At 65.2% G+C, this 23,978-nt stretch carries 22 protein-coding genes, 1 tRNA gene and 1 pseudogene; 6 read left to right on the forward strand and 18 right to left on the reverse strand.

Features of this window, described 5'->3' with window-relative positions:
* Nucleotides 1-207: transposase (locus tag L630_RS0118475; protein ID WP_024849692.1), on the forward strand; the 207-nt coding region annotated here is incomplete at its 5' end.
* A gap of 722 nt (nucleotides 208-929) precedes the next feature.
* Here L630_RS0118475 and L630_RS0118480 read toward each other — a convergent pair.
* The 7 genes and pseudogenes from L630_RS0118480 to L630_RS0118510 all read right to left on the reverse strand — a co-directional run bounded on the left by L630_RS0118480 (nucleotide 930) and on the right by L630_RS0118510 (nucleotide 9,583).
* The gene (locus L630_RS0118480; protein WP_024849693.1) at nucleotides 930-2,390 is read right to left on the reverse strand and encodes an aldehyde dehydrogenase family protein; all 1,461 of its coding nucleotides are present in this window, start codon (nucleotides 2,388-2,390) and stop codon (nucleotides 930-932) included.
* Nucleotides 2,391-3,563: 1,173 nt separating this feature from the next.
* A pseudogene (locus L630_RS23475) lies at nucleotides 3,564-4,277 on the reverse strand (ABC transporter ATP-binding protein); the annotation flags it as partial.
* Nucleotides 4,270-4,998 (reverse strand): ABC transporter ATP-binding protein, encoded by a 729-nt coding sequence (locus L630_RS0118490; protein WP_024849695.1) that lies wholly within the window; start codon nucleotides 4,996-4,998, stop codon nucleotides 4,270-4,272. The pseudogene L630_RS23475 and the gene L630_RS0118490, both read right to left, overlap by 8 nt.
* Entirely contained in the window at nucleotides 4,995-5,990 is a 996-nt protein-coding gene (locus tag L630_RS0118495) for a branched-chain amino acid ABC transporter permease (protein WP_051473359.1), read from the reverse strand. The genes L630_RS0118490 and L630_RS0118495 overlap by 4 nt, the downstream gene beginning before the upstream one ends.
* Nucleotides 5,987-6,853, reverse strand: coding sequence for a branched-chain amino acid ABC transporter permease (locus tag L630_RS0118500; RefSeq protein ID WP_024849697.1), 867 nt, complete (start codon nucleotides 6,851-6,853; stop codon nucleotides 5,987-5,989). Before L630_RS0118500 ends, L630_RS0118495 begins: the two co-directional genes overlap by 4 nt.
* Nucleotides 6,854-6,925: 72 nt before the next feature.
* Nucleotides 6,926-8,125 (reverse strand): amino acid ABC transporter substrate-binding protein, encoded by a 1,200-nt coding sequence (locus L630_RS0118505; protein ID WP_024849698.1) that lies wholly within the window; start codon nucleotides 8,123-8,125, stop codon nucleotides 6,926-6,928.
* Between the two features lie 57 nt (nucleotides 8,126-8,182).
* Nucleotides 8,183-9,583, reverse strand: coding sequence for an aldehyde dehydrogenase (locus L630_RS0118510; protein ID WP_024849699.1), 1,401 nt, complete (start codon nucleotides 9,581-9,583; stop codon nucleotides 8,183-8,185).
* A gap of 208 nt (nucleotides 9,584-9,791) precedes the next feature.
* Between L630_RS0118510 and L630_RS22285 the strand changes: the two genes are divergently transcribed.
* Together L630_RS22285 and L630_RS21795 are read left to right on the forward strand one after the other, a co-directional pair.
* Nucleotides 9,792-10,235, forward strand: coding sequence for a hypothetical protein (locus L630_RS22285; protein ID WP_051473361.1), 444 nt, complete (start codon nucleotides 9,792-9,794; stop codon nucleotides 10,233-10,235).
* Nucleotides 10,235-10,660: an AraC family transcriptional regulator gene (locus L630_RS21795; protein WP_186445292.1), complete on the forward strand. Its 426-nt coding sequence runs from the start codon at nucleotides 10,235-10,237 to the stop codon at nucleotides 10,658-10,660. Before L630_RS22285 ends, L630_RS21795 begins: the two co-directional genes overlap by 1 nt.
* On the opposite strand, the gene L630_RS0118520 is transcribed toward L630_RS21795, so the two are convergent.
* Nucleotides 10,657-10,932 carry a hypothetical protein gene (locus tag L630_RS0118520; RefSeq protein ID WP_024849700.1) on the reverse strand — a complete coding sequence of 92 codons (276 nt, stop codon included), beginning with the start codon at nucleotides 10,930-10,932 and terminating at the stop codon, nucleotides 10,657-10,659. The genes L630_RS21795 and L630_RS0118520 overlap by 4 nt on opposite strands.
* A gap of 119 nt (nucleotides 10,933-11,051) precedes the next feature.
* Between L630_RS0118520 and L630_RS0118525 the strand changes: the two genes are divergently transcribed.
* Nucleotides 11,052-11,564: a CAP domain-containing protein gene (locus tag L630_RS0118525; protein WP_024849701.1), complete on the forward strand. Its 513-nt coding sequence runs from the start codon at nucleotides 11,052-11,054 to the stop codon at nucleotides 11,562-11,564.
* Between the two features lie 3 nt (nucleotides 11,565-11,567).
* Here the strand turns inward: L630_RS0118525 and L630_RS0118530 are convergent, their stop codons facing one another.
* From L630_RS0118530 to rpmH, 9 genes are all read right to left on the reverse strand, one after another.
* Nucleotides 11,568-12,860, reverse strand: a complete 1,293-nt coding sequence (locus L630_RS0118530; RefSeq protein WP_024849702.1) for an amidohydrolase family protein — start codon at nucleotides 12,858-12,860, stop codon at nucleotides 11,568-11,570.
* Entirely contained in the window at nucleotides 12,857-13,801 is a 945-nt protein-coding gene (locus L630_RS0118535) for an ABC transporter permease (RefSeq protein ID WP_198019559.1), read from the reverse strand. Before L630_RS0118535 ends, L630_RS0118530 begins: the two co-directional genes overlap by 4 nt.
* A gap of 163 nt (nucleotides 13,802-13,964) precedes the next feature.
* Nucleotides 13,965-15,014, reverse strand: coding sequence for an ABC transporter permease (locus tag L630_RS0118545; protein ID WP_024849704.1), 1,050 nt, complete (start codon nucleotides 15,012-15,014; stop codon nucleotides 13,965-13,967).
* 45 nt (nucleotides 15,015-15,059) lie between these two features.
* Nucleotides 15,060-16,580, reverse strand: a complete 1,521-nt coding sequence (locus L630_RS0118550; protein ID WP_024849705.1) for an ABC transporter ATP-binding protein — start codon at nucleotides 16,578-16,580, stop codon at nucleotides 15,060-15,062.
* A gap of 117 nt (nucleotides 16,581-16,697) precedes the next feature.
* A complete protein-coding gene (locus tag L630_RS0118555) occupies nucleotides 16,698-17,735 on the reverse strand; it encodes a BMP family protein (protein WP_245263803.1) in 1,038 nt (345 codons plus the stop codon).
* A 286-nt stretch (nucleotides 17,736-18,021) separates the two neighbouring features.
* Nucleotides 18,022-18,678 carry a ribosome biogenesis GTP-binding protein YihA/YsxC gene (gene yihA, locus L630_RS0118560; protein WP_024849707.1) on the reverse strand — a complete coding sequence of 219 codons (657 nt, stop codon included), beginning with the start codon at nucleotides 18,676-18,678 and terminating at the stop codon, nucleotides 18,022-18,024.
* A 99-nt stretch (nucleotides 18,679-18,777) separates the two neighbouring features.
* Nucleotides 18,778-20,601 (reverse strand): membrane protein insertase YidC, encoded by a 1,824-nt coding sequence (yidC, locus tag L630_RS0118565; RefSeq protein ID WP_024849708.1) that lies wholly within the window; start codon nucleotides 20,599-20,601, stop codon nucleotides 18,778-18,780.
* Between the two features lie 7 nt (nucleotides 20,602-20,608).
* The gene (gene rnpA / locus L630_RS0118570) at nucleotides 20,609-20,953 is read right to left on the reverse strand and encodes a ribonuclease P protein component (RefSeq protein ID WP_024849709.1); all 345 of its coding nucleotides are present in this window, start codon (nucleotides 20,951-20,953) and stop codon (nucleotides 20,609-20,611) included.
* Between the two features lie 22 nt (nucleotides 20,954-20,975).
* Nucleotides 20,976-21,110 carry a 50S ribosomal protein L34 gene (gene rpmH, locus L630_RS0118575; RefSeq protein ID WP_024849710.1) on the reverse strand — a complete coding sequence of 45 codons (135 nt, stop codon included), beginning with the start codon at nucleotides 21,108-21,110 and terminating at the stop codon, nucleotides 20,976-20,978.
* Between the two features lie 327 nt (nucleotides 21,111-21,437).
* Between rpmH and L630_RS0118580 the strand changes: the two genes are divergently transcribed.
* A complete protein-coding gene (locus tag L630_RS0118580; RefSeq protein ID WP_024849711.1) occupies nucleotides 21,438-22,925 on the forward strand; it encodes a HAMP domain-containing sensor histidine kinase in 1,488 nt (495 codons plus the stop codon).
* Between the two features lie 157 nt (nucleotides 22,926-23,082).
* A tRNA-Arg gene (locus tag L630_RS0118585) sits at nucleotides 23,083-23,159 on the forward strand.
* Nucleotides 23,160-23,756: 597 nt separating this feature from the next.
* On the opposite strand, the gene L630_RS0118595 is transcribed toward L630_RS0118585, so the two are convergent.
* Nucleotides 23,757-23,978: transposase (locus tag L630_RS0118595; protein WP_024849713.1), on the reverse strand; the 222-nt coding region annotated here is incomplete at its 5' end.

Genomic DNA, 23,978 nt, shown 5'->3' on the forward strand with positions numbered 1-23,978 from the left:
CGCGCCATTGCTGGCGGAAGGCCGCGGGTGCGCAAGGCACTCTACATGGCAGCGCTTGGAGCCATCCGGGCAAACCAGCGCTTCAAGGACTTCTACAGTGNCATTGCCCNGCGCTCNGGCTCGAAGAAGGTCGCCATCATCGCCGTCGCCCGAAAGCTCGTCACCGTGCTCAACGCCATGCTCCGGGACGGCAAAGCTTTCGCCTGACAAACACAGTTGCCATGCCTGAACGGTGAAACAACGCTACGGCGTCGGTTGAGCACGTGGTCCATCCGAAAGTGCCGCAGGCCCGCGCTACGCCAGCTCCGCGCTTCACCTTACATCGGCAGAGATGGGCACCTCTTGCCGGCAACCGCCGCACTCCGCGAGCCCCCTCCGTCGCCCTCGGGATCCTCCCCCGCGCGCGGGGGAGGATCCCGAGGGCGTGCCGGGGGAAAAGGTTGAGCGAGAAGCAAGCCCCCCATCTGTCGCGGAACGCCAGGAAGTGATTGCGGAAGGGGCCTACCCCCGCCTCGGGCATGAGTTTCTCTTGTCAGCAATAGCGGCTTACTGACGACACCTCATTGAGCGCCTGCCTCCAGCGCCGCAGGTACAATCCTAGCCTCGAAAGCCTCAACCCCGGATCCTCCCCCATTTATGGGGGAGGTGCCGCCGAAGGCGGCGGAGGGGGCGACACGAGCGCCAGACCTCGCTTGCGAAGCCTCCCATCGTCATCCTCGGGCTCGACCCGAGGATCCATGCCGGAACGTTTCTGATAACCACCAGCCTCGGATACCAGGGGCAACAATGCGAGAGCCAGCCCCCACCAGACGACGTCAAAAAAAGAAGCCCGGAACAATCGGCCCGGGCCTTCTCTCAATGCAATACTCCACGCGCTTGCTGGAGGGCGGGCCGAGTACTCTCGGACAGCCCTGCCAGCCTCTCTGGCTTTAGAACACCGGCGGGAACGGACGGCCGCCGCGGTCCAGCGTGATCCAGCGGGTCTCGGTAAACGTCTCCAGCGACCAGCGGCCGCCATGCTTGCCGGAGCCAGAGGCCTTGAAGCCGCCGAACGGCACGTGCGGCTCATCGTTCACCGACGAGCAGTTGACGTGGCAGTTGCCGGTCTCGAGACGGTTGACGATCGCAAGCGCCCTCGCCTCGTCGCGGCTCATCACGCCAGCCGACAGGCCATATTCGGTGTCGTTGGCAATGGCGATTGCCTCGTCATCGGTGCGGAACGGAATGACCGGCACCACAGGGCCGAAGGTCTCGTCCTGGTAGAGCTTCATGTCCGGGGTGACGCCCGTCAGGATCGTCGGCTCGACGAAGCGGCCGTCGATCTTGCCGCCCAGCACCACCTTGGCGCCCTTGGCGATCGCATCCTCGAGCTGCTCGCGCACCTTGCCGACCTGCTTGTCGTTGATGAGCGGGCCGATGATGTGCTCCTTGCTCTTGGTCGGGTCGCCGACCTTGAGGCGGGCGGCACGCTCGACGAAGCGCTTGAGGAACTCGTCAAAGATCTTCTCGTGGACGAGGACCTTCTCGACCGACATGCAGATCTGGCCCTGGTGCATGAAGGAGCCGAAATTCGCCGCCTGGGTGGCGCGCTCCATGTCGGCGTCATCGAGAACGATCAGCGAGTCCTTGCCGCCGAGCTCGACGCAGCACTTCTTGAGGTGCGCGCCAGCCTTGGCCGCGACCTGACGGCCGACAGCCGTCGAACCCGTGAAGGAAATGCCCTTCACATAGGGGTGCTCGATCAGCTCGTCGCCGACTTCCTGCACGTTGTCGCGCGAGCAGGTGACGACATTGAATACGCCCTTCGGCAGGCCGGCTTCCTCAAAGATTTCGGCAAACAGCAGGCCGCCGAGATAGGGCGTTTCTTCCGACGGCTTCAGGACGATGGTGTTGCCGGCGGCAAGCGGGAACAGGAAGCCGCGCGCGGTCAGGATGCACGGGAAGTTCCACGGGCTGATGACGGAGACGACGCCCATCGGACGGCGCACGGCCATCGAGATCTTGCCGTACTCCGACGGCATCACCTCGCCGGTCGGATTCCAGACGGAAGCCGCCGCGGCGTGAAAGACCTCGGTCACGTAGCCGGTCTCGAACATGCCCTTGCCAAACCAGCCGCCGCCCTCTGCCTGGATCGCGTCGACGATCTCCATGCGGCGGCGCTCCCAGATCTCGGCGGCCTTGTGGAGATAGTGTGCGCGCTTGGAGAAGGGCAGCTGCGACCATTCATGGAACGCTTCCTGCGCCGCCTCGATCGCGGCTGCTGTCTCGGCGCGGCCGCAATCCGGAACCTCGGCCCAGACCGAACCGTCGGCCGGGTTGTAGTCCTTGAATGTCTTCTTTGCGCCGGTCCACCCGCCGCCGATATACATGCCTTCGAATACGCGAGCCATGTGTCAGGCCTCCTTGCTCAGTGTTTCTCGCCCCCTTGCGGGGTCCGTTTCGGGGGCAGCCGGCCGCGTCCGCGACGGCTGCGTTGGAATGGTGTAGGCCGTCAGCCCCTTGCGCTTGTTCGCTACATGCGCGGCCTGGATCGAGGTTGCCCGCGACACGAGCTCCGCGACCGCATTGTTCGCCGGCTCTTCCACCACGGGCTTCTTGCCGCCCGCTGAAGCGGAATCGGCACCTTCTGCCGGCGCCTCGATCCGTCGCGGTTCAGGTGGCTGCCATAGCGGCACCTGCGCGGCCTTGGCAACCTTGCCGCGCAAACGCGCGACATGCTCGGCCTGCCGGGCGGCCGCGCGTGCGCCCATGTCGGCAAAGGCATCTGCGGCCGGGCGGGCCGGCTGCGGCTGCGGCGGCTGCTTCGGCGGCTCGGCCGTGGCGGGAGCCGGCGCGATGGAAGCGCGGTATTCGGGGACCGGCGCGAAATGCCCCAAGCCCTGGCGGCGACGGGCGATGTAGGCCGCCTGAATCTCGGCCGCGCGGGCAGCGAGATCCGCCGGCGACAACTTCACCGGCTGGTCGACCTTCTGCGGGTGGCTGGCTGCGGTCGGCATGTCCTCATCATCAATGGGCAACCCGCCGCTATTGTGGCCGATCAGGCTCGGCTTGGGTGGCGCCACGTCCTCCGGCTTCGGCGCAACAGGTTCCGCAGGTTTACGCGGGACCGGAGCGGCAGCGGGAACAGCAGCCGCCTGCGGCTCGGGCTGCGCCACCAACGGCTTGTCGAAGGCGCTCGGACGCTTTGCGGTGAGCCTGCGCGCGGCGATGTGCGCGGCGAGCCGCTCGGAAGCGCGGGCCGCGAAGTCGCTCGCGTTCTCGCCCAAACGCCGCGCATTGGGCGCGACGCTGAACGGCGCGGCGGCAATGACGGGACGCGAAACTTCCTCGGTCGCAACTTCCTTCCACGGGTCCGGGATCGCCTTCGGGTCGTAGCGACCGACGAAGGCGGACGGCGGCGGCGCGTCACGACGCAGGGCGCGGATGAACGCCCACTGGATTCGCCCTGCCCGGGCGGCCAGAGCTCCCACCGCGCGGCCAAGCGCCTCCACGCTGAGCGGCAGGCGCAGGGCCGCCGGAAGCTGGAACCTCGGCCTTGCTGCGGCAGCCTTCGGCGTTGCGGCCGCAGCCTTTGCGCCGCCAAGATAAGCGCTGATGACAGCGGGGTCGTTCATCAGCGCCTGAGCGGTGTTTTCGCCGGTGACAAGACCGTTCTCGATCAGGTAGCCGCGCTGGGCGATCTTGAGGCTCTGGCGCGCATTCTGCTCGACGAGCAGGATGCCCACGCCCGTCTTTGCCACCTCCGCCAGCGCGCGGAAAAGCTCCTGCGAGAGCAGCGGCGACAGGCCGAGCGACGGCTCGTCCAGCATCAAAATGTCGGGCTTTGACATCAATGCGCGGCCGATGGCAACCATTTGCTGCTCGCCGCCCGACATGGTGCGGGCGATCTGCGTCTTGCGCTCGGCAAGGCGCGGGAACAGGCGGTAGATTTGCTCCAGCGTCGCGGTCTCGCCCGCACGGGCGCGCCGCGCAAAGGCGCCGAGCTGCAGGTTCTCGGCCACCGTCAGGTCGCCGAAGATGCCGCGGCCTTCGGGCACCAGCGCGATACCCTCCTCGACAATCTGGTGCGCCTTGAGGTGGGTGATGTCCTTGCCGGTCATGATGACCGAGCCACTTTCGCTCTTCACCATGCCGGCAATCACCTTGAGCAGCGTCGACTTGCCGGCGCCATTGGCGCCGAGGATGACGCAGATCTCGCCCTTCTCGACCTTCAGGCTCGCGCCCTGCAGGGCGCGGTGGCGGCCGTAGGAGACGGAAACGTCTTTGACCTCAAGCATCGTCGTCTCCCAGATACGCACGCACGACTTCCGGATCTGACAGTGTCTCGGCCACCCCGCCCTCGGCGATCTTCACGCCGCTCGACATGACGACGCAGCGGTCGCATAGCGTGCGGATCGCGTCCATCACGTGCTCGACCATGATGATGGTGCGCCCTTCCGCGCGCAGCTCCGCAATGAGCTCGATGCCGATTTGCAGCTCGCTGGGGTTGAGGCCGGCGAGCCACTCGTCGAGCAGCAGCACGCGGGGGTTCGAAGCAAGCGCCCTCGCAAGCTCGATCCGCTTCTGGTCGATATAGGTCATCGCCGAGACCGGCATGTGCTCGCGGCCGCCAAGGCCGACGCGCTCGAGCAGCTGGCGGGCGAGCGATCTCGCCTCCTCGCCCCAAAGCCGCTGGTGGCCGAAGACGGCGCCGGCCATGACGTTCTCCTCCGCGTCGAGCGAGGGCAGCACCTTCACCAGCTGGAAGGTGCGGGCCACGCCCTTGCGGGCAATGTGGTGGGCGGCCAGACCGGAGATGCGGTCATGGCCGAGCATGATCTCGCCAGACGTCGGCTTCAGCGCGCCGGAGATCATGTTCAGCATCGTCGTCTTGCCGGAACCGTTCGGGCCGATCAGGCCGAACAACTCGCCGTCATGCACGTCGAACGAGACGTTGTTGACCGCGACAAGGCCACCGAACTGCTTGCGAACGGTGCGAACGGAAAGTGCGAGGCTCATGGGCGCACCTCCGCCGGCTTGTCCGCGACCGCTTGAGGCGCGGGCGCATTGCGCGCCTTCCACTTCGCCAGCGCCTTCTCCAGCACGCCGGTCACGCCATTCGGCACGAAGTAGACGATGGCGAGGAAGGCGATGCCCATCACGATCGGCATCTGATTGGGCAGGCGCGCGGCGACGAAGTCCATCACGAAGATGAACGGCACGACGCCGACCAGCGGGCCCCACAGCCGCTTGGTGCCGCCGAGCAGCGCCATGATGACGACGAGGAACGAGATCTGCGGATTGAAGGCCGATGGCGGCTGGATGTAGGCGTAGCGCGGCGCGCAGATCGCGCCGGCAATGCCGATGAAGGCGCCGGAGATCATGAACAGCAGGATCTTCGAGCGCGCGGTGTCGATGCCGACGTGGCGCGCCACCGTCTCGTCATTGCCGATGATCTGCATGGCAAAGCCCAGCCGCGAGCGATTGATCAGCCAGCCGGTGATGAAGATGGCGATGGTGAGCGCGAGCAGCATCCAGAAGATGTGCATCTCCCGGAAGTCGGTGAAGACGTAAAGGCCGGTCTTGCCGGTGAACTTCGCCTGCGCCCAGGTCACGACCTGGCGCACCAGCTCGGCAAGGCCGAGGGTGAAAATGACGAAGTAGACGCCCGAGAGGCGCAGCGTCGCGGCGCCGACGAGGCCGGCGAGGATCGCTGCGGCTACCGCGCCGAACGCCACCAGGATCGGGAACGGAATGCTTTCGACGCCCAGCGCCACCGCATAGGTACCGAGACCGAAGAAGGCGGCGGAGGCAAGCGACACGTAGTGCGTCGGGCCCGAGAACAGTGTCCAGGCCGTGCAGAGAGCGGCGTAGAGCATCAGGTTCACCGACAGCGACAGGTAATAGCCCTGGTCGAACAGCGGCAGCAGCGCGGCGATGCCGGCGGCAACGGCGATGCCGATGCCGATGCGCAGTTCCTTCTGGGTGATGCCGAACGGAAGCTCGCTCATGTCGTGCGCCTCCCGAAGATGCCCTGCGGCCGCACCAGCAGGATGATGATGAACAGCGTGTAGGTTGCGGCGATCGTCAGGCCGGGGTCGATGTAAGTCGCAACCAGCGTCTCGGCGATGCCGAGGATGAGCGCCGCCACCACCGCGCCGCGCACGTCGCCAACACCGCCCATGATGACGATGATCAGCGCCTTCATGGTGAAGGTGACGCCCATCGAGGCGTTGAAGGTGTAGAAGGTCGACAGCAGCGCGCCGCCGCAGGCCGTCAGCGCGCCGCCCAGCGCGAAGGTGACGGCTGCGACCTTGGCGACATCGATGGCAACGAGGTTCGCCGAATTGGGGTCCACCGCCACCGCGCGCACGGCGGTGCCAAGGCGGGTGCGGTAGAGGAAGTAGTACAGCACCGCGGCAATCACGACCGCCGCGATGAAGGCGACGACGCGGTTGAGGCCATAGGCGCTGCCGAAAATCTCGAAGCGTTCCGACAGGAACTGGTAGGAGTGGTACTCGCCGCCGAAGCCCGAAATCATCAGGCCCTGTAGCAGGAACATCAGACCGAAGGTCGCGAGGATCGAATCGACCTCAAGCTGGCCACGGTTCTTTGCGCGGTCGACCAGCGGCTTGAGCGCGACCTGGTAGATGCCCCAGTTGAAGGCGAATGCCAGCGGGGCAATGATGAACAGGCCGAGGATCGGATTGATCGCGAACGACGCGAACAGCCAGAAGGCGATGAAGCATCCGGCGACAAGCGTCTCGCCATTGGCGAGATTCATGATGCGCGCGACGCCGTATTGGAGCGTCAGGCCCAGCGCTATCAGCGCGTAGGTCCCGCTCAACAATATGCCGGTGACGATGATCTGCATGAAACTCTTCTACCGATAGGATCTTCCGGCGCGGGTCGCCCGCGCCGGAAGTCTTGAGTGTTCAGGCGGGGCTTATTCCCAGCCCTGCTTCTTCACCGGCTCGGCCGAGACCGACATGCCGTCCGCGGCAACAGCAACGAAGTTGCCGTCGCGCCACTGGCCAACGGTCCAGACGTTCGGGTTGACGTTGTTGACGAACTTCACCTCGCCGATGACCGTGTCGAAGCTGTTCGACTTGATCGCCTCGATCACGGCAGCGCGGTCCTTGGTACCGGCCTTCTCGATCGCCTGGCCGAGGATCTGCAGACCGGCGTAGGTGGTCGCGCTCGCCCAGAAGTCCGGACCCGAGCCAGCCGACTCGGTGTGACGCTTGATGTAGTCGGCGATCTTCGGGTTCTCGATGTCGATGCCGCCGATGCCGAGGATGCCTTCAGCCGACTTGCCGAAGCGGCCTGCGAACGGCGGGAAGGCGGTGCCGACGCCGGTGTAGAACGCGCCGACCTCGAGGTTCTGGATCTTCGCCTGCTCGGTGAGCGCGAAGGTCTCGCCCGGATAGGAGAAGGCGACGAAGGCATCCGGCGTGGCGGCCTTGGCAGCCGAGACAACCGGCGCAAGATCCTGCGTGCCGAGCGGGAACGAAGCCTCGTAGACGATCTCGAACTTGGCTTCCTCAAGCGCCGGCTTGGCGGCGCCGACCAGCTCGAGGCCGAAGGCGTCGGCGACGTGAACCAGCGCCACCTTGTTGCCGATCTCGCCCTTGTCGCGCAGCTTCACCAGCGTCTCGACCGCGCCCTTGGCGAGCTGGGTCGCGCTGCCGAGCATCCAGAACGAGTTCGGCCAGCGCTTGGCGAAGTCCTCGATGCCGTCAGTGGCCGCGCTCGTCGTGATGTGCGGGAAGCCGTACTGCGCGATGATCGGCGCGGCTGCGACGTTGATACCCGTCGAGTACGGGGTGATGATGAAGTCGACGTTGTCGACCGTCGCCATGCGCTGGATGTTCTGGATCGCAGTCTCAGCGGAGGTCTGGTCGTCATACTCGACGATCTCGATCTTGTGCTTGGTGCCGCCGATGTCGAGACCACCCGCACCGTTGACCTCGTCGACCCAGAGCTTGACGTTCGGCCAGTGCGTCATGGCTGCGCCGCCGGCGAGCGGGCCGGTCTTCGGCGCGCTGGCGCCGATCTTCAGCACCTCCTCCGCGAACGCGCCTGTCGCCGTGAGTCCCGCGAGGGCCACCGAAGCGCCCAGTGCGATGAATGTCCTTCTCAGCATGTCGTTACCTCCCGTTGAAATGCCCAAAACTGTTGCGGATTTCTCCGCGGGTATGCGTCAGATCGGGTACTCCTGTTTCCCGCTCTGAATGGTGATCCACCGAAGCTCGGTGAATTCGTCGATGCCGGCGCGGCCGCCGAAGCGACCCCAGCCGGAGGCCTTGACTCCGCCGAATGGCATCTGCGGCTCGTCGTTGATGGTCGCGCCGTTGATGTGGCAGATGCCGGTCTCGAGCCTGCGCGCGACATCGAGCGCGCGGCCGACGTCACGGCCGAACACCGCGGCGGCGAGCCCGTATTCGGTGTCGTTGGCGATCGAAACCGCCTCGTCGATATCGGCGTAGCGGATGACGCAGGCGACTGGCCCGAACGTCTCCTCGTAGTAGATGCGCATATTGGGCGTGATGCCGTCGAGGATGGTGGCATCGAGCCACGCACCCTCCTGCCGGCCGCCAACCACCAGCCGTGCGCCCTTGGTGACGGCGTCGTCGATCAGGCCGCGCACGCGGCCCGCCGCCTGTTCGGAGATCATCGGGCCGATGCGGCCTTCTGGCTTTTCCGGATCGCCCACAGTCATGCGTTCGGCGCGTGCCTTGAGCCGGTCGATGAAGTCCTCGGCAAGGTCTTCGTGAACGATGAGCCGCTCGGTCGAGATGCAGACCTGGCCTTGGTGGAAGAACGCGCCATAGGCGGCAGCGGCAACTGCCTGATCCATATCAGCGTCATCCAGCACGATCAGCGGCGCTTTGCCGCCGAGTTCGAGCAGCGAACGCTTCAGGTGCCGCGCGCAGATCGAGGCGATCACCTTGCCGGCGCGGGTCGAGCCGGTGAAGTTGACGCGGCGCACCGCCGGATGCGCGATCAGCGCCTCGACGATCTCCTCGGCGTGATCGACCTCATTGTGGACGATGCCGACGACACCCTCGGGCAAACCAGCCTCGGCAAACACCTGCACGATGAGCTCATGCGTGCGCGGGCAGAGTTCTGACGCCTTGAAGACGGCGGTGTTGCCGCAGGCAAGCGGCCAGGCGATCGAACGTGTCGCAAGCACGATCGGCGCATTCCACGGCGCCATCGACAGCACCACGCCGCAGGGCTGGCGCAGCGCGATCGACAGCGTATCAGACATGTTGACGGGCACGACCTCGCCGGCGACCTGCGAGGTCATTGCCGCTGCCTCGCGCAGGATCGACGCCCCGAGCTTGAGGTTCAGCCTCGTCCATGCGGCCGTGCCACCGGTTTCTTCGGAGATCAGGCGAATGAAGTCGTCGCCGTGGGCAAGCAGGCGCTCCGCGGCTCTTTCGAGGATGAAACGGCGCTCTTCAGGCGCGGTGCGCGACCAGCGGGGAAATGCGGAAGCGGCAATGTTGGCGATATGGCGTGCTTCGACGACCGTCGACGCCTTGCAGCGTTCAGCCAACACGGAAACTGCGGTCGTGGCGCGCACGGCCTCGTTCAAATCTCGCCTCCCCTTGCCGGGTCTCCCTGCCCGGCTCCCGTCCACTGAAGTGGACAGGCTCCTTCCGGCTAGAAGCAAACTACAAGGAAAGCACTACTGATATGGATAAATCTGGCGATCTCTTGTAGAAATCTGGCGCCCCGCATCAGAAAGAAGATGGAGGGCATAAGCAAACCGCATCGATCTTCCCGAAAGGCGGACGAACAGCGTGAAAGCGGAACGCGTCGAGAGCAGTCTTCATCCGCGCAGCTGGTCGTTCAACCGGCAGCCGGATTCTTCCGGGCGGCAGTTTCTTCTGCTGACCGATGGCAGCGCCGAGGCTGAAACGGAAGGCAGCCGTTTTACGATTACCGCGCCCGCCTGCCTGTGGCTGGGCACCCTCGCCTCCGGTCGGCTCAGGGTCGATGCGGGCGCCACCGGCTATCGCTGCTGGACCTCCGAGCCGCTGGTCATCGCGGCCATAGGCGACCAGGCGGAGTCGGTTGGCCTGCACCAGCTCGCCGATCGCAACTTTGCCCTGTCGCTCACCGGCCAAGCCGAACACGCGCCACGCTGGAGCGCTGCTGCAACGGCATCCTGCGCGAGCTGCGCCAGCCGCTTGAAGGCTCGCACCTGCTGCTGTCGGCGCTGCTCAGGATCATGCTGGTGGTGATGCTGCGCATTGCCGGCGGCGAGGAGCTTGTGCCCTCCGGCAGCGGCGCGAAATCCGGTATCCTGCAGCGCTTCCGCCAGCTGGTCGAAATGAACTTCCGCAGCCACTGGCCGGTCGCGCGCTACGCCGAAGCCCTCGGCGTCTCCGCCGACCGGCTGCATTCGATCTGCACCTCGGAGATCGGCAAGTCGCCCAAGGCGCTGATCTCGGAGCGGCTGGCGCATGAGGCGGCGCTTCGCCTGGAGCGCTCGTCGCTCACGATCGAGCAGCTCGGCCATGCGCTCGGCTTTCACGACCCGGCGCACTTTTCGAGCTTCTTCAAGCAGATGATTGGCGTGCCCCCCGGCCGCTACCGCAAGATCGCAGCTAGCCTGCAGCAGGAAGGGCGCAACGCTCCTACCCCAGGCTTTGCCGACTGGCCCTAGTCGCGGTGCGGCGGGCGTGGCGGATGCGGCGGATGCACCGGCACCGGCCGGTAGATCACCCACGGCCGGCTGTATTCGAGCTGCGCCATGCTCGCGCGGCGCTCGGCGCGGCGGTCGAGTTCGAGCCGCAGCAGGCACTCGGCAAAGGCATCGTTTTTCTTCGTGAAGCCGTAGGACCGGCAGGTGTCTTCGTCCATCGCCCGCTGCTCCTCGGCCGTCACGCAGCCGGCAAGGAATAGCAGCAAAACGGGAGCTAGAACTCGGCGCAACATGTAACGTCTCCCATGACGAGGCAGATGGTCAGCTTGTCGGGAAATTAGCGGCGCAGGAATTGGTTGCAAGTGAGGCAGCCGCCCGCGAATTGCCATCTTCGGCGTTAGTTTCAGCGCCCATGACAACGCTCCCCACCACTTTCCCCTCTTCGTCCCTCGCCAGCCGCCGGACCGTCTTGATCGGCTTTGGGGCAACCGCACTCCTCGCCGCTGCTGGCTGCACCACGACAACACAGCCGACCGGTTCCAGCGCCGGCGCGTCGTCCGAGGGTGCCGCCTATCTCCGCCGCATCCGCGAACAGGCCGGCCTGTCGCCGCTCTCGCCCGACGGCCAGCTGGAGCGTGCGGCGCTTGAGCAGTCGGCCTACATGGCCCAGACCGGCAAGATGGCTCACACGACCAGCTTCGGCCGCGACTTTGCCTCCCGCATGCAGAAGAACGGCGTTCGCGGAATGTCGGCGGAGAACGTGGCGGCCGGCCGCTTCGGCATGGACCGCCTGTTCGAGATGTGGATGGCCTCGACCCGCCACCGCAACAACATGCTCAATCCGAACTTCCGCCGCTTCGGCCTGGCCTACACGGCGGATGCCAGCGGCGAGCGCCGCTACTGGGCGCTCGTCCTCGGTGTGTAGTTCTCAGTCCACGACCGGCGGCAGCTTGTGCCGGCGGTTGACGCTGGCGGGACGGCGCGGCAGCGTCAGCGTGGTGTCGCGACGCGGACGCTCGGCAACGACCTTGCCCTTGGAGACGACCGTCAGGCGCTCGGCGCGCAGGCGGATCGCCTCGACCGGATCGCCCGCATCGAGCACCACCAGGCTGGCCGTCTTGCCGACCTCGAGACCGTAGCCTTCGAGGTTCATGATGGCGGCGTTCTCCACCGTCACCATGTCGAAGCATTTGCGCATGTCGTCCGGGTGGGTCATCTGCGCGACGTGCAGACCCATGAAGGCGACGTCGAGCATGTCGCCGGTGCCGAGCGAGTACCACGGGTCGAGCACGCAGTCCTGGCCGAAGCCGACGCGGATGCCGTACTTCAGCATTTCCGGCACGCGGGTCTGGCCGCGGCGCTTCGGATAGGTGTCGTGGCGGCCCTGGATCACGATATTGATCAGCGGGTTGGCGATCGCCGAAACCTGCGCCTCCGCCATCATCGGCAGCAGCTTCGAGACATAGTAGTTGTCCATCGAGTGCATCGAGGTCAGGTGCGAGCCGTTGGCGCGGCCGTGCAGGCCGAGGCGCTGCGTCTCATAGACCAGCTGCTCGATGTGGCGCGACATCGGGTCGTCCGTCTCGTCGCAGTGCAGGTCGATCATCAGGCCACGCTCGGCCGCGATCTCGCACAACTCCGTCACCGAGCGACGGCCGTCTTCCATCGTCCGCTCGAAGTGCGGGATGCCGCCGACGACATCGGCGCCCATGTCGAGGGCACGGATCGTGTTCGCGCGCGCCGTCGGGTCGCGGTAGAAGCCGTCCTGCGGGAAGGCAACCAGCTGCAGGTCGAGATAGGGCGCGACCTCCTTCTTCACCTCGAGCAGCGCTTCCAGCGCCAGCAGTCGGTCGTCGCAGGTGTCGACATGGGTGCGGATGGCCAGCAGACCCATCGACACGGCCCAGTCGCAGTAGTCGAGCGCGCGCTGCTTGACGGCTTCATGCGTCAGCAGCGGCTTCAGCTCGCCCCACAGCGCGATGCCTTCGAGGAGCGTGCCCGAGCGGTTGATGCGCGGGATGCCGTAGGACAGCGTCGCGTCCATGTGGAAGTGCGGATCGACGAAAGGCGGGGAAACCAGCGAGCCTTCTGCATCGATCACGCGGCCGGCTTGCGCCTCGATCTTCGGTTCGATCGCGGCGATCTTGTCGCCCGAAATGGCTATGTCGGCGGTGCGGCCGTCCGGCAGCACACCGTTCTTGACGATCAGGTCGAAGCTCATCTTTCGCCTTTCTGGTATGGAATCATAAGCGCCTTCGGATATGTCGCGCGGCGGGCCATGACGACCAGCGCGAGGATCGACAGCACGAACGGCATCATCAGGAACAGCTGATAGGGCACCGCGCCGCCGGTCAGCTGTTGCAGCCGCACCTGGTAGGCGTCGAAGGCTGCAAAGAGGATCGCGCCAAGCAGCGCCTTGCCGGGCCGCCAGGAGCCGAACACGACCAGCGCGATGCAGATCCAGCCACGGCCGTTGATCATCTCGAAGAAGAACGAGTTGAACGCGGACATGGTCAGGAACGCGCCGCCGATCGCCATCAGCGCGCTGCCGACGATGACCGAGCCCATGCGGATGGCGGTGACGCTGATGCCCTGCGCCTCGACCGCAGACGGGTTCTCACCCGCCGCGCGCACGGCAAGGCCAAGCGGCGTACGGTAGAGCACCCAGGCGACCAGTGCGACGGTGATGAAGGCGAGGTAGGTCAGCGGCGTCTGGTTGAACAGCGCCGGGCCAATGACCGGGATTTCCGAAAGTCCCGGGATCGGCAGCGGCTGGAACGGCTCGATGCGCGGCGGAGACGTTACTTCGGGCAGGACGAGGCGGTAGGTGAAGTAGGACAGGCTGGTTGCCAGCAACGTGATGCCGATGCCGCAGACATGCTGCGACAGGCCGAGCGGCACCGTCAGCGTCGCGTGCAGCAGGCCGAAGGCCGCGCCGGCGAGCGCCGCCACCACGAGGCCGAACCAGAGATCACCGCCGAGATAGACGGTGATCCAGCCGGCGAATGCACCGGCGACCATGATGCCCTCGATGCCGAGGTTGAGCACGCCGGCGCGCTCGCAGATCAGCTCGCCCATGGTGGCGAAGATCAGCGGCGAGGCGATGCGGATCGCGGCGACCCAGAACGAGGCGGTCAGGAGAATGTCGAAGGCTTCGATCATAGCGAGGCCCCCTCCACCATGCTGCGCATGGTCCCCCTCCCCCGCTTCGCAGGGAAGGATCCGCCGTCACCGCTGCTGATCCTCCCCCGTTCACGGGGGAGGTGGCGCGAAGCGCCGGAGGGGGCGAAGGATACCGGAGTGGTCATAGCAAACGCCTTCGTCATCACCGCCACCTCACCCGGAACCTTGTCATCATGATCGCGACGACCATCGTCAGCAGCGCCGTCGCCACCATCACGTCGGCGATGTAGGACGGAACGCCCGCCGTGCGGCTCATCGCGTCCGCGCCGACGAAGATGCCGGCAACGAAGATCGCCGACAGCACCACGCCGAGCGGGTTGAGCATCGCCAGCATCGCCACGACGATGCCCGTGTAGCCAAAGCCCGGCGACAGATCGAGCGTCAGGTTGCTCTTGAGGCCCGTTACTTCCGAGAAGCCGCCAAGCGCCGCCAGGCCGCCCGACAACAGGGCCGTCTTCATCAGCACGCTGTTGACGGGAATGCCGGCAAAACGTGCTGCCTCGGCATTGTGGCCGACAGCGCGCATCTCGTAGCCGAGCGTCGTCTTCTTCATAATGATCCAGACGACCACCGCCGAGACGATAGCGATCAGGAAGCCGAGGTGCAGGCGCGTGCGCGCGATCAGCTTCGGCAGCTGCGCGTCGGCAATGATCTTCGGCGAGCGCGGCCAGCCCATGCCCATCGGATCCTTGAGCACGCCTTCGAGCAGCATCGACACGAACAGCAGCATGATGAAGTTGAGAAGCAGCGTCGTCACCACCTCATCGACGCCAAGCCGCGTCTTGAGAAGCGCGGGTCCAAGCAGGAGCAGCGCACCGGCGGCCATTGCCGCGATCATCAGGATCGGAATGAGGATCGGAGCGGGAAGCGGCAGCGCGCCGGTTGCCAGCACCACGGTGATCAGCGCGCCGGCATAGAGCTGGGCTTCCGCGCCGATGTTCCAGAGTTTCGCCCGGAAGGCGACCGCGACGGCGAGACCAGTGAAGATCAGCGGCGTTGCCCGCGTCAGCGTTTCCATGATCGCAAAGCGCGAGCCCGCCGCGCCCTTGGCGACCAGCGCGAAGACGGAAAAGGGCGATGCGCCCGCCGCCAGCACCAGCAGCGAGGCGATGACGAACGTCACCACCACCGCGCCGAGCGGATAGGCAAAGGTCTCGACAAGCGTCGGCGCCGGTTTTGGCTCAAGCCGCATGGCGGGGCCTCGAATGGGAATTGTCGTTGGTCGAAAGCATCATCGTCACGCCGCCTCGCCGATGCCGTGGCCGGCCATCAGTTCGCCGATCTCCTGAACCGAACGTTCGCCGCGCTGCGAGGGCGAGGAGAGCCTTCCCTTGAAGATCACCCGAACCTCGTCGGAGAGACTGAGGATCTCGTCGAGGTCCTCGGAAATCAGCAGGATCGCCGCGCCGCGGGCGCGGGCTTCGAGCAGCTTCTTGTGCACGTAGGCAACGGCGCCAACGTCGAGGCCGCGCGTCGGCTGGTTGGCAAGGATCACGACCGGATCGGGATCGAGCGCCCTGCCGAGGATCAGCTTCTGCATGTTGCCGCCAGAAAGCAGGCGGATGCGCGCGTCCGGCGACGGGCATTTCACGTCGTAGTCGCGGATCAGTTCTTCCGCAAAGGCGCGCGCGGCCTTCCAGTCCATGAAGCCGTGGCGACTGAAGCGCTCCGAGCGGTAGCGCTCGGAAATCACGTTTTCGGTCACCGACATGTCACCGATCGAGCCGACGGCATGGCGGTCTTCCGGAACGCGGGCAATGCCGCGGGCAAGCGCCTCGCGCGGCGACCAGGCGGAAACCTCCCCCCCCGCGATACGGATCTGTCCGGACAGCGGCTTTTCGGTTCCCGACAGCAGGGCAGCGAGCGCTGCTTGCCCGTTGCCGGACACGCCGGCGAGCCCGGTAATGACGCCGCCGTAGAGCGAAAGCGACACATTATGCAGCGCGCTGCCGCCGGCGCGCGGTGTCGTCGAGACGTTCTCGAGCGAAAACAGTTCTTCGCCGCGCGGCACGGCCTCCACCGGCGGGAAGGCAACTTCCTGGCCAACCATCAGCGCCGCGAGTTCCTGGCGCGTGGCGCCCGCCGTCTCGCGGCCGCCGACCAGCTTGCCGCCGCGCAGCACCATCACGCGGTTGGAGACCGCCATCACCTCATGCATCTTGTGCGAGATGAAGATGATCGACATGCCCTTGGCGACCAGCATCTTCAGCGTCGCAAACAGCGCATCGGTCTCGAGCGGGGTCAGCACCGCCGTCGGCTCGTCGAGGATCAGGATGCGCGCGTTGCGGTAAAGTGCCTTGAGGATTTCGACGCGCTGGCGCTCACCGACCGACAGCTGCGCGACCGTCTTGTCGGGATCGACGGCAAGGCCGAAATCTTCCGAAAGCTTGCGGATGCGCGCGCGGGCGCCCGAGCGGTCGAGCTTCCACGACCACGGGCTCTGCGTGCCGAGCGCGATGTTTTCCAGCACCGTCATGTTGTCGGCCAGCGTGAAGTGCTGGTGCACCATGCCGATGCCGGCATCGAGCGCCGCGCGCGGGTCGCCCGGCGGCAGCAGCTTGCCGAACGCCTCGACGGTCCCCTCATCGGCGACATAGTGGCCGAACAGGATGTTCATCAGCGTGGTCTTGCCGGCGCCGTTTTCACCGAGCAGGGCGATCACCTCACCAGCCGCGAGTTCCAGCGAGATGGAATCGTTCGCCACCAGCGGACCGAACCGCTTGGTGATGTTGGTGAGACGCAGAACAGTTTCAGCCATGAGACCGCAGATGTGTCGACAGCGGGCGCTGTCCGTCAAGGACAGGGCAGGCTGGAGGACTGTTCCTCCACCTGCCCATGAAGTAGCGCCTCCCTGGCGGGAGGCACAGTGTTGCTATCAGCTCGACTTCGGCTCGTTGTCGTTGATCTCGATCACGAGCTCGCCGGAGCGGATCGCGGCTTCCTTCTCGGCAACGAGCTTCTTGACCTCGTCCGGAACCTTGCCCTCGAAGGTGCCGAGCGGAGCGAGCGAGCAGCCGCCTTCCTTCATGAAGGAGTAGACGCCGTAATCGGCGGCCTTGAAGGTGCCGGCCTTCACCTCGGCAATCGCCTTGGCGAGCGTCGGCTTGAAGTCCCACAGCGCCGAGGCGATGACCGTCTCCGGATAGTCGGACTGCGTGTCGATCACGTTGCCGATCGCCAGCACGCCACGCTCCTTGGCGGCATCCGACACGCCGAAGCGCTCGGCGTAGAGAATGTCCGCGCCGGCATCGATCTGGGCGAAGGCGGTTTCCTTGGCCTTCGGCGGATCGAACCACGAACCGATGAACGCGACCTGGAACTTGGTGTCGTCGCCGGCCGTCTCGCGCACGCCCTGCATGAAGGCGTTCATCAGGCGATTGACCTCCGGGATCGGGAAGCCACCGACGAGACCGATATTCTTGGTCTTGGTCATCGCGCCGGCGATGAGGCCGGTCAGGTACGAGGCGTCCTGGATGTAGTTGTCGAACGGCGCGAAGTTCGGCACCGAGTCATCGGCGGGGAAGGACGAACCCATCAGGAAGGCGACTTCCGGGTAGTCGGCGGCAACAGCGCGCGCCTCATCCTCGACACCGAACACCTCGCCGAGGATGAGCTGGTAGCCCTGCTCGGCATATTCGCGCATCACGCGCTCATAGTCGGTGTTGGAGACGTTCTCAGTCGCTGCGTACTCGATCTCGCCGGCTTCCTTGGCGGCATTGGCCGCGAGGTGGATGCGGCTCACCCACTGCTGCTCGAACGGCACCGTATAGACGGCCGCGACCTTGAGCTTTTCCTGCGCGAACAGGCGCGACGGTGCGCCGGCGACGCCGAGCATCGCTGCTGCACCTGCACCCTGCAGGAGCCGGCGGCGCGACACCGGCATGAAACTGGAGACTTTCGGGAAACCTGGCATTTGTCCACCTCTGGCTGGCACGGATTGGGTTGTCGTCCGTTTTTTTATCGTTCGGGAAAAACCTATGCGAAATTCCGGCACCCGGCAATCGGATGACCTTCTTTTACGCACAAGCTTTCCCTGCAACAAAAATGGGCGGCACCCTCATGGCCGCCCGCCAGAACGCCCCGGTGGAATGCCCCGGCGTTCGGCCCTGATCGGACCCTCCCTAACGCCGGAGGAGGACACTTTCCTAGTATGTGCGGTGCAACATCCACCGCTTTGTCGCGAGCGACGCAGCGTCAGCTCAACCGCCGTTGACGACCAGCGCGATGGCCTCGCGCAGCTCGTCCATGCCGAGCCCCTTTTCCGAGGAGGTGGCGATCAGCGTCGGGAACGCCGCCGGCCGCTTGCGGATCTTCTCCGCCGTCTCGGCCAGCAGGCGCGGCACGCCGGCAGCCTTGATCTTGTCGATCTTTGTCAGGACGATCTGGTACGACACCGCCGCCTTGTCGAGCAGCGTCAGCACATCCTCGTCGTTCTTCTTGATGCCGTGGCGGGCATCGATCAGGACGTAGACGCGCTTCAGCGTCACGCGGCCCTTGAGATAGTCGAAGACAAGGTTCGTCCAGGCGTCGACCTGCGCCTTCGGCGCCTGCGCGTAGCCGTAGCCCGGCATGTCGACCAGCGCCATCGGCGGCAGGTCGCCTGCCTCGCCCGAATAGCCATCCGGCACGAAGAAGTTGAGTTCCTGCGTGCGGCCCGGCGTGTTCGAGGTGCGTGCAAGGCCCTTGCGGCCGACCAGTGCGTTGATCAGCGACGACTTGCCGACGTTCGAGCGGCCGGCGAAGGCGACCTCGGCCGGGCCTTCCGGCGGCAGGAACTCCATCGAGGGCACGCCACGGATGAATACCCACGGGCGCGTGAACAGGTCCGCGGTCACCGCCTGCTGCACTTCACTCATTGCTTGCTCCTTCAAGGGTCGCGGATCCTTAGCCGATATGGCCGCAAAAACAAAGAAGGCCCGCTTTCGGCGGGCCTTCCTCAATCGGTTGCCGACCTCTTACTCCGCCGGCTTCGGCTTCTTCTTGAACAAGCCCACCAGATTGTCCCAGAGCTCGATCTTGGCGCCCTGGCGCTTCATGATGATCGCCTGCTGGGTGATCGAGAGCAGGTTGTTCCATGCCCAGTAGATCACGAGGCCAGCCGGGAAGGACGCCAGCATGAAGGTGAAGATCACCGGCATCCAGTTGAAGATCATGGCCTGCGTCGGGTCCGGCGGCGTCGGGTTCATGCGCATCTGCAGGAACATCGTGATGCCCATGATGATTGGCCACACGCCGATCAGCAGGACCGCCGGCACGTCGTAGGGCAGCAGGCCGAACAGGTTGAACAGCGAGGTCGGGTCCGGAGCCGAGAGGTCGCGGATCCAGCCGAAGAACGGCGCATGACGCATCTCGATGGTGACGTAGAGCACCTTGTAGAGTGCGAAGAACACCGGGATCTGGATCACGATCGGCCAACAGCCCGCCAGCGGATTGATCTTCGCCGTCTTGTACAGCTCCATCATCGCCTGCTGCTGCTTCATGCGGTCGTCCGCGTAGCGCTCGCGGATTTCCTGCAGCTGCGGCTGCACCATCTTCATGTTTGCCATCGACTTGTACGACTTGTTGGCAAGCGGGAAGAAGACGGCCTTGACGATAACGGTCGTCGCGAGGATCGCGAGGCCGAAATTGCCGAGGGCATGGAACAGCCAGTCGATGAGATAGAACATCGGCTTGGTGATGAAGTAGAACCAGCCCCAGTCGATCAGAAGGTCGAACTGGCGGATGCCGCGCTCTGCCTCATAGGCGTCGATCTTCGCGGTCTCCTTGGCGCCGGCAAAGACCAGCGTCTCCAGCGTGTGCGACTGGCCCGGAGCGACCGTGATCGGGTCGGTCAGGTAGTCGGCCTGGTAGCGCTCGCCGCCCTCGTTGAAGAAGGCAAAGCGCGGCTGGAACGCCTGCGCGCCCGACGGGACCATCGCGACGGCCCAGTACTTGTCGGTGATGCCGAGCCAGCCGTCCTCGGACTTGCCGGGCTGGATCTGGCGCTTCTCGGCGAGATCCGAATAGTCGATCTCCTGCAGGCCCTCGGTGCCGGTGACGCCGATCAGGCCCTCGTGGAGAATGTAGAAGCCCTGGGTCGCCGGGGTGCCGATGCGCGCGACGCGGCCGTAGCCGGACAGCGAGACCGGAGCCTCGCCGGCATTGGCCACCGCGTCGGAGATCGTGAACATGTAGTCGTTGTCGACCGCGATCGTGCGGGTGAAGGTCAGGCCGCGATCGTTGGTGTAGGTCAGCGTCACCGGGGTAGCCGGGGTCAGCGTCGGGTTGCCTTCGACGGTCCAGACAGTCGAAGGGCCGGGAACCGAGCCGGTTTCCGCGCTGCCGACGAAGCCGAACTCGGCGAAGTAGCCGTCGGGCCGCGACGACGGGTTGAGAAGCTCGATGTTCGGCGAGTCCTTCTCGACGGTCGTGCGGTAGTCCTTGAGGATCAGGTCGTCGATGCGGCCGCCGACCAGGTTGATCGAGCCGGCAATGCGCGGCGTGTCGATCTGGATGCGGCTCGACGCGGCGAGTGCGGCCTCACGGGTCTTCGCGGCAGCCTGCGGGGCGCCTGCGGGAACCGTTGCCGCCGGGCCCTGGCCGGGGACGTCGTTTGAAGACGTGGCCGGAGCTGGCGTTGCGCCCGGCTGCTCAGCCTGCTGGGCCTGGGCTTGCTCCTGCTCGATGCGCGCGGCCTCGCGCTGCGCCTCGATGCGGGGGTTCATGTAGAACACCTGCCACAGGACCAGGATCGCCACCGAGATCGCGATCGTGATGAAGAAATTGCGATTGTTTTCCATCGGTTCCTTACCGCGCGCCGCGAATTCTGCGGGACAGTTCCCGGGTCAGTTCATCGAATGCGACGCCGAGCACGTCCTCGCGCCCGACGATCACATAGTCGCTGCCGGCCTTCATGTCATCAGCGGCATGAACGCGGACGGCCTCTCTGAGCCGCCTGCGTATGCGGTTCCGGACCACCGCATTGCCGACCTTCTTGGTAACGGTCAGGCCATATCTGGGCGGGAGATCGTCATTGCGGTCCAGGACTTCAAGCAGAAACAGCCGTCCGCGGCGCTTTTCACCCGCCCGGACGGCCAGAAACTGCTTGCGCTTCTTGAGACGCTCCGGCCCCTTGCCAGCTGGCCGTGCCACGGGTGCGCGGCCCTGCGGCAAATTAAGCGGACAGACGCTTGCGGCCGCGGGCGCGGCGAGCGTTCAGGACCAGGCGGCCGCCCTTGGTGGCCATGCGTGCACGGAAGCCGTGACGGCGCTTGCGAACAAGCTTTGAGGGTTGGTAGGTGCGCTTCATTTGTTTAAATACCGCGGTGTGCGGCCCTTCTTAGATCTGACTCTTTATGAGCAGGAGCGTCGCCCGAAATGGATTGCCGCAACCCCCTGCCATGCAAGCATGACAAGACCAGCGACGGAGCCAAGGCCCGAGCGTGGGCGGCTTATATGATCGCGCGCCACCTGAGTCAATGTTGCGGGGCGCGGTGGAGCGCCTGTGCCACAGTATATGCAAGCTGTTCGCCGCAGACTGCGCCGAGGGTAGTCTATCGTCTTCACGACTACTAAATTGGTACGTGCAGAATGAGCATGCATCGCGGCAGGATTGTCATTCGGCGCGGAGGAAGGATTGCCAGCAACCGGGACCGACACGCACGTCTCCGAACACGCCTCGACTGAAGAGGTGCCGCTGACGCGCGGACTGTCGACCAAGCTGCTCGCAATCACGGTCGTCTTCGTGATGCTGGCCGAGATCTTCATCTTCGTGCCTTCCGTCTCCAATTTCCGCCTGCGCTGGCTGGAGGAGCGGCTGGCGACCGCCGCCGCCGTCGGCATCGTCCTCGTCGAGAGCGAGCCCGACAGTCTTTCGCGTGAAGTCCAGGACGAGGTGCTCATGGCGCTGGGCGCCATGGCGGTGGCCGTGCGCGACGAAGGCTCCTCGCGCCTCCTCGTCGTCACCGAGGTGCCGCCGCAGGTCGACGTCCATGTCGACCTCGGCAACATGTCGATGCCGACCGCGATCCAGGAAGCCTTCGACACTTTGCTCTTCGGCGGCAACCGCGTGCTGCGCGTCTTCGGCCCCGTCGGCGAGAGCAACAAGGAATTCGAGGTGCTGATCGGCGAATCGGCGCTGCGCAAGGCAATGCTTGTGCACGCGCGCAACGTCGCCGCCCTCTCCCTCATCATCCCCCTGATCACCGCCATGCTCGTCTATGCGGCGATCAACCGGATGATGATCCGTCCGATCCGCGCCATGACGCGTTCGATGCTCGACTTTGCCCGCACGCCTGACGATCCGGCACGAATCATTTCGCCGAGCGGCCGCGACGACGAAATCGGCGTTGCCGAGCGCGAGCTTGCCTCGATGCAGACGCAGCTGCAGCGCACGCTCGCCGAGCAAAAACACCTCGCCGACCTTGGCCTCGCCGTCTCGAAGATTAATCACGATATGCGCAACACGCTGGCGGCCGCCCAGCTCATCTCCGACCGTCTCACCACGGTCGAGGATCCGGTCGCGCAGAACTTCGTGCCAAAGCTCCTGCGCGCCATCGACCGCGCCGTCTCCTATACCGAAGGCGTTCTTTCCTATGGCCGCACGCAAGAAGCCCCTCCCCGCCGCCGGCGGGTGCGGCTCAGGCAGGTGGTCGAGGAGGTGCACGAGTTCCTCGGGCTCGATGCCGGCAGCGACATCGAGCTGGTCAACGCGGTCGCGCCCGACCTCGAGGTCGACGCCGATTCGGAGCAGCTGTTCCGCATCCTGTCGAACCTCTCCCGCAACGCGGTGCAGGCGATGGCCGCCGACAAGGACACGGCGGTGGTCAAGCGCCTGTCGATCAGCGCCGAGCGCACCGGCTCGGTCTGCCGCATCCTGATCGAGGACACCGGGCCGGGCCTTCCCCCGCGTGCGCGCGAAAATCTGTTTACGCCGTTCATCGGCTCGGCGCGCAGCGGCGGCACCGGCCTTGGCCTTGCGATCGCCCAGGAACTGGCGCGCCTGCACGGCGGCTCGATCGAGCTTCTGGAAAGCCGCGGCGGCCATACGGTGTTCGCGGTGACGATCCCGGACCAGCCTGTGGAAATCGGCGCGGCGCGCAGCGCGATCCGCCGCCGCGCCTGACGCCTGCCGTTGCGGCAGCTGGTGCATGTGCAAAAAAATCCGAGAAAATTTTGCGATGCCCGCTTGCAATCCCCGAAGCGAGTGGGTAGTTAGCGCCCACGAACGACGACGGCCTCGCGGCCGACACGTTTCGGGGCTGGTTCACACCACGCCATGCGCGCCCGTAGCTCAGCTGGATAGAGCACCAGACTACGAATCTGGGGGTCAGAGGTTCGAATCCTTTCGGGCGCGCCATTTAACTCTCTGAAATCACTAAATCTTTTGTCGGATGAGATCTCCGAGATCCTCGTCTCAGTCGGTTTTGTAATGACCGAGTAATGACGCAGCGAAGAACGGCAAGGGACGCCTTCTCCCTCTGTGTCGTCAGGCTGCAGGGTCAGATCTCTACGCGCCTCACTCCCCTACCCGTCCCCCGGGTACCAAGGGGGGAATACCCCGGGTCTCGCTTAAGGGTATCGCCCGAAGAAATTTTCTCGCAGAAATTACCGGACGGTCACTGCTCCTGGGGCTTGGCCACTTCCTCTCGCAGCTTGGGGAGTATCCGCTGCACCTCGGTAAGCACCGCGTAGATACTGAACTGCTCACCCCAAAAAATTACATCGCCTTCCTCGGGCTCGAAGTACCGGAACGTATCAATCTCCTCCAATCCCACAATGTGGCCCCTTGGAGCGACAACCTTATCGGCATGTATTCGCCTCGGCGACAGCGACCACCATCGGTCAATTCGCTCATCGATATGCTCAAAGTGGTTCCTCATTGAAACGATGGTGTCCCACCGCGTGGTGTAACTGACGGCATTGGTCGCCGTGCTGTCCGGCTTGGCCGGGTTGGTCAGCGTGCTGCTACTGCTGGCAGGCTGATGAAGGGATCATCGCTCAATTGTCCGACGCTTTCCAGCGTCATGTAGCGGGCACGCTGAACGGCCCATTCATCGTTCTGTTCGAGCAGCAGGGCTCCGACGAGACGCACGATGGCGTCGTCATTCGGGAATATGCCGACGACATCGGTGCGCCGCTTGATCTCCCCGTTAAGGCGTTCGATCGGATTCGTGCT

Source organism: Aminobacter sp. J41 (assembly GCF_000526635.1).
Lineage (GTDB): Bacteria > Pseudomonadota > Alphaproteobacteria > Rhizobiales > Rhizobiaceae > Aerobium.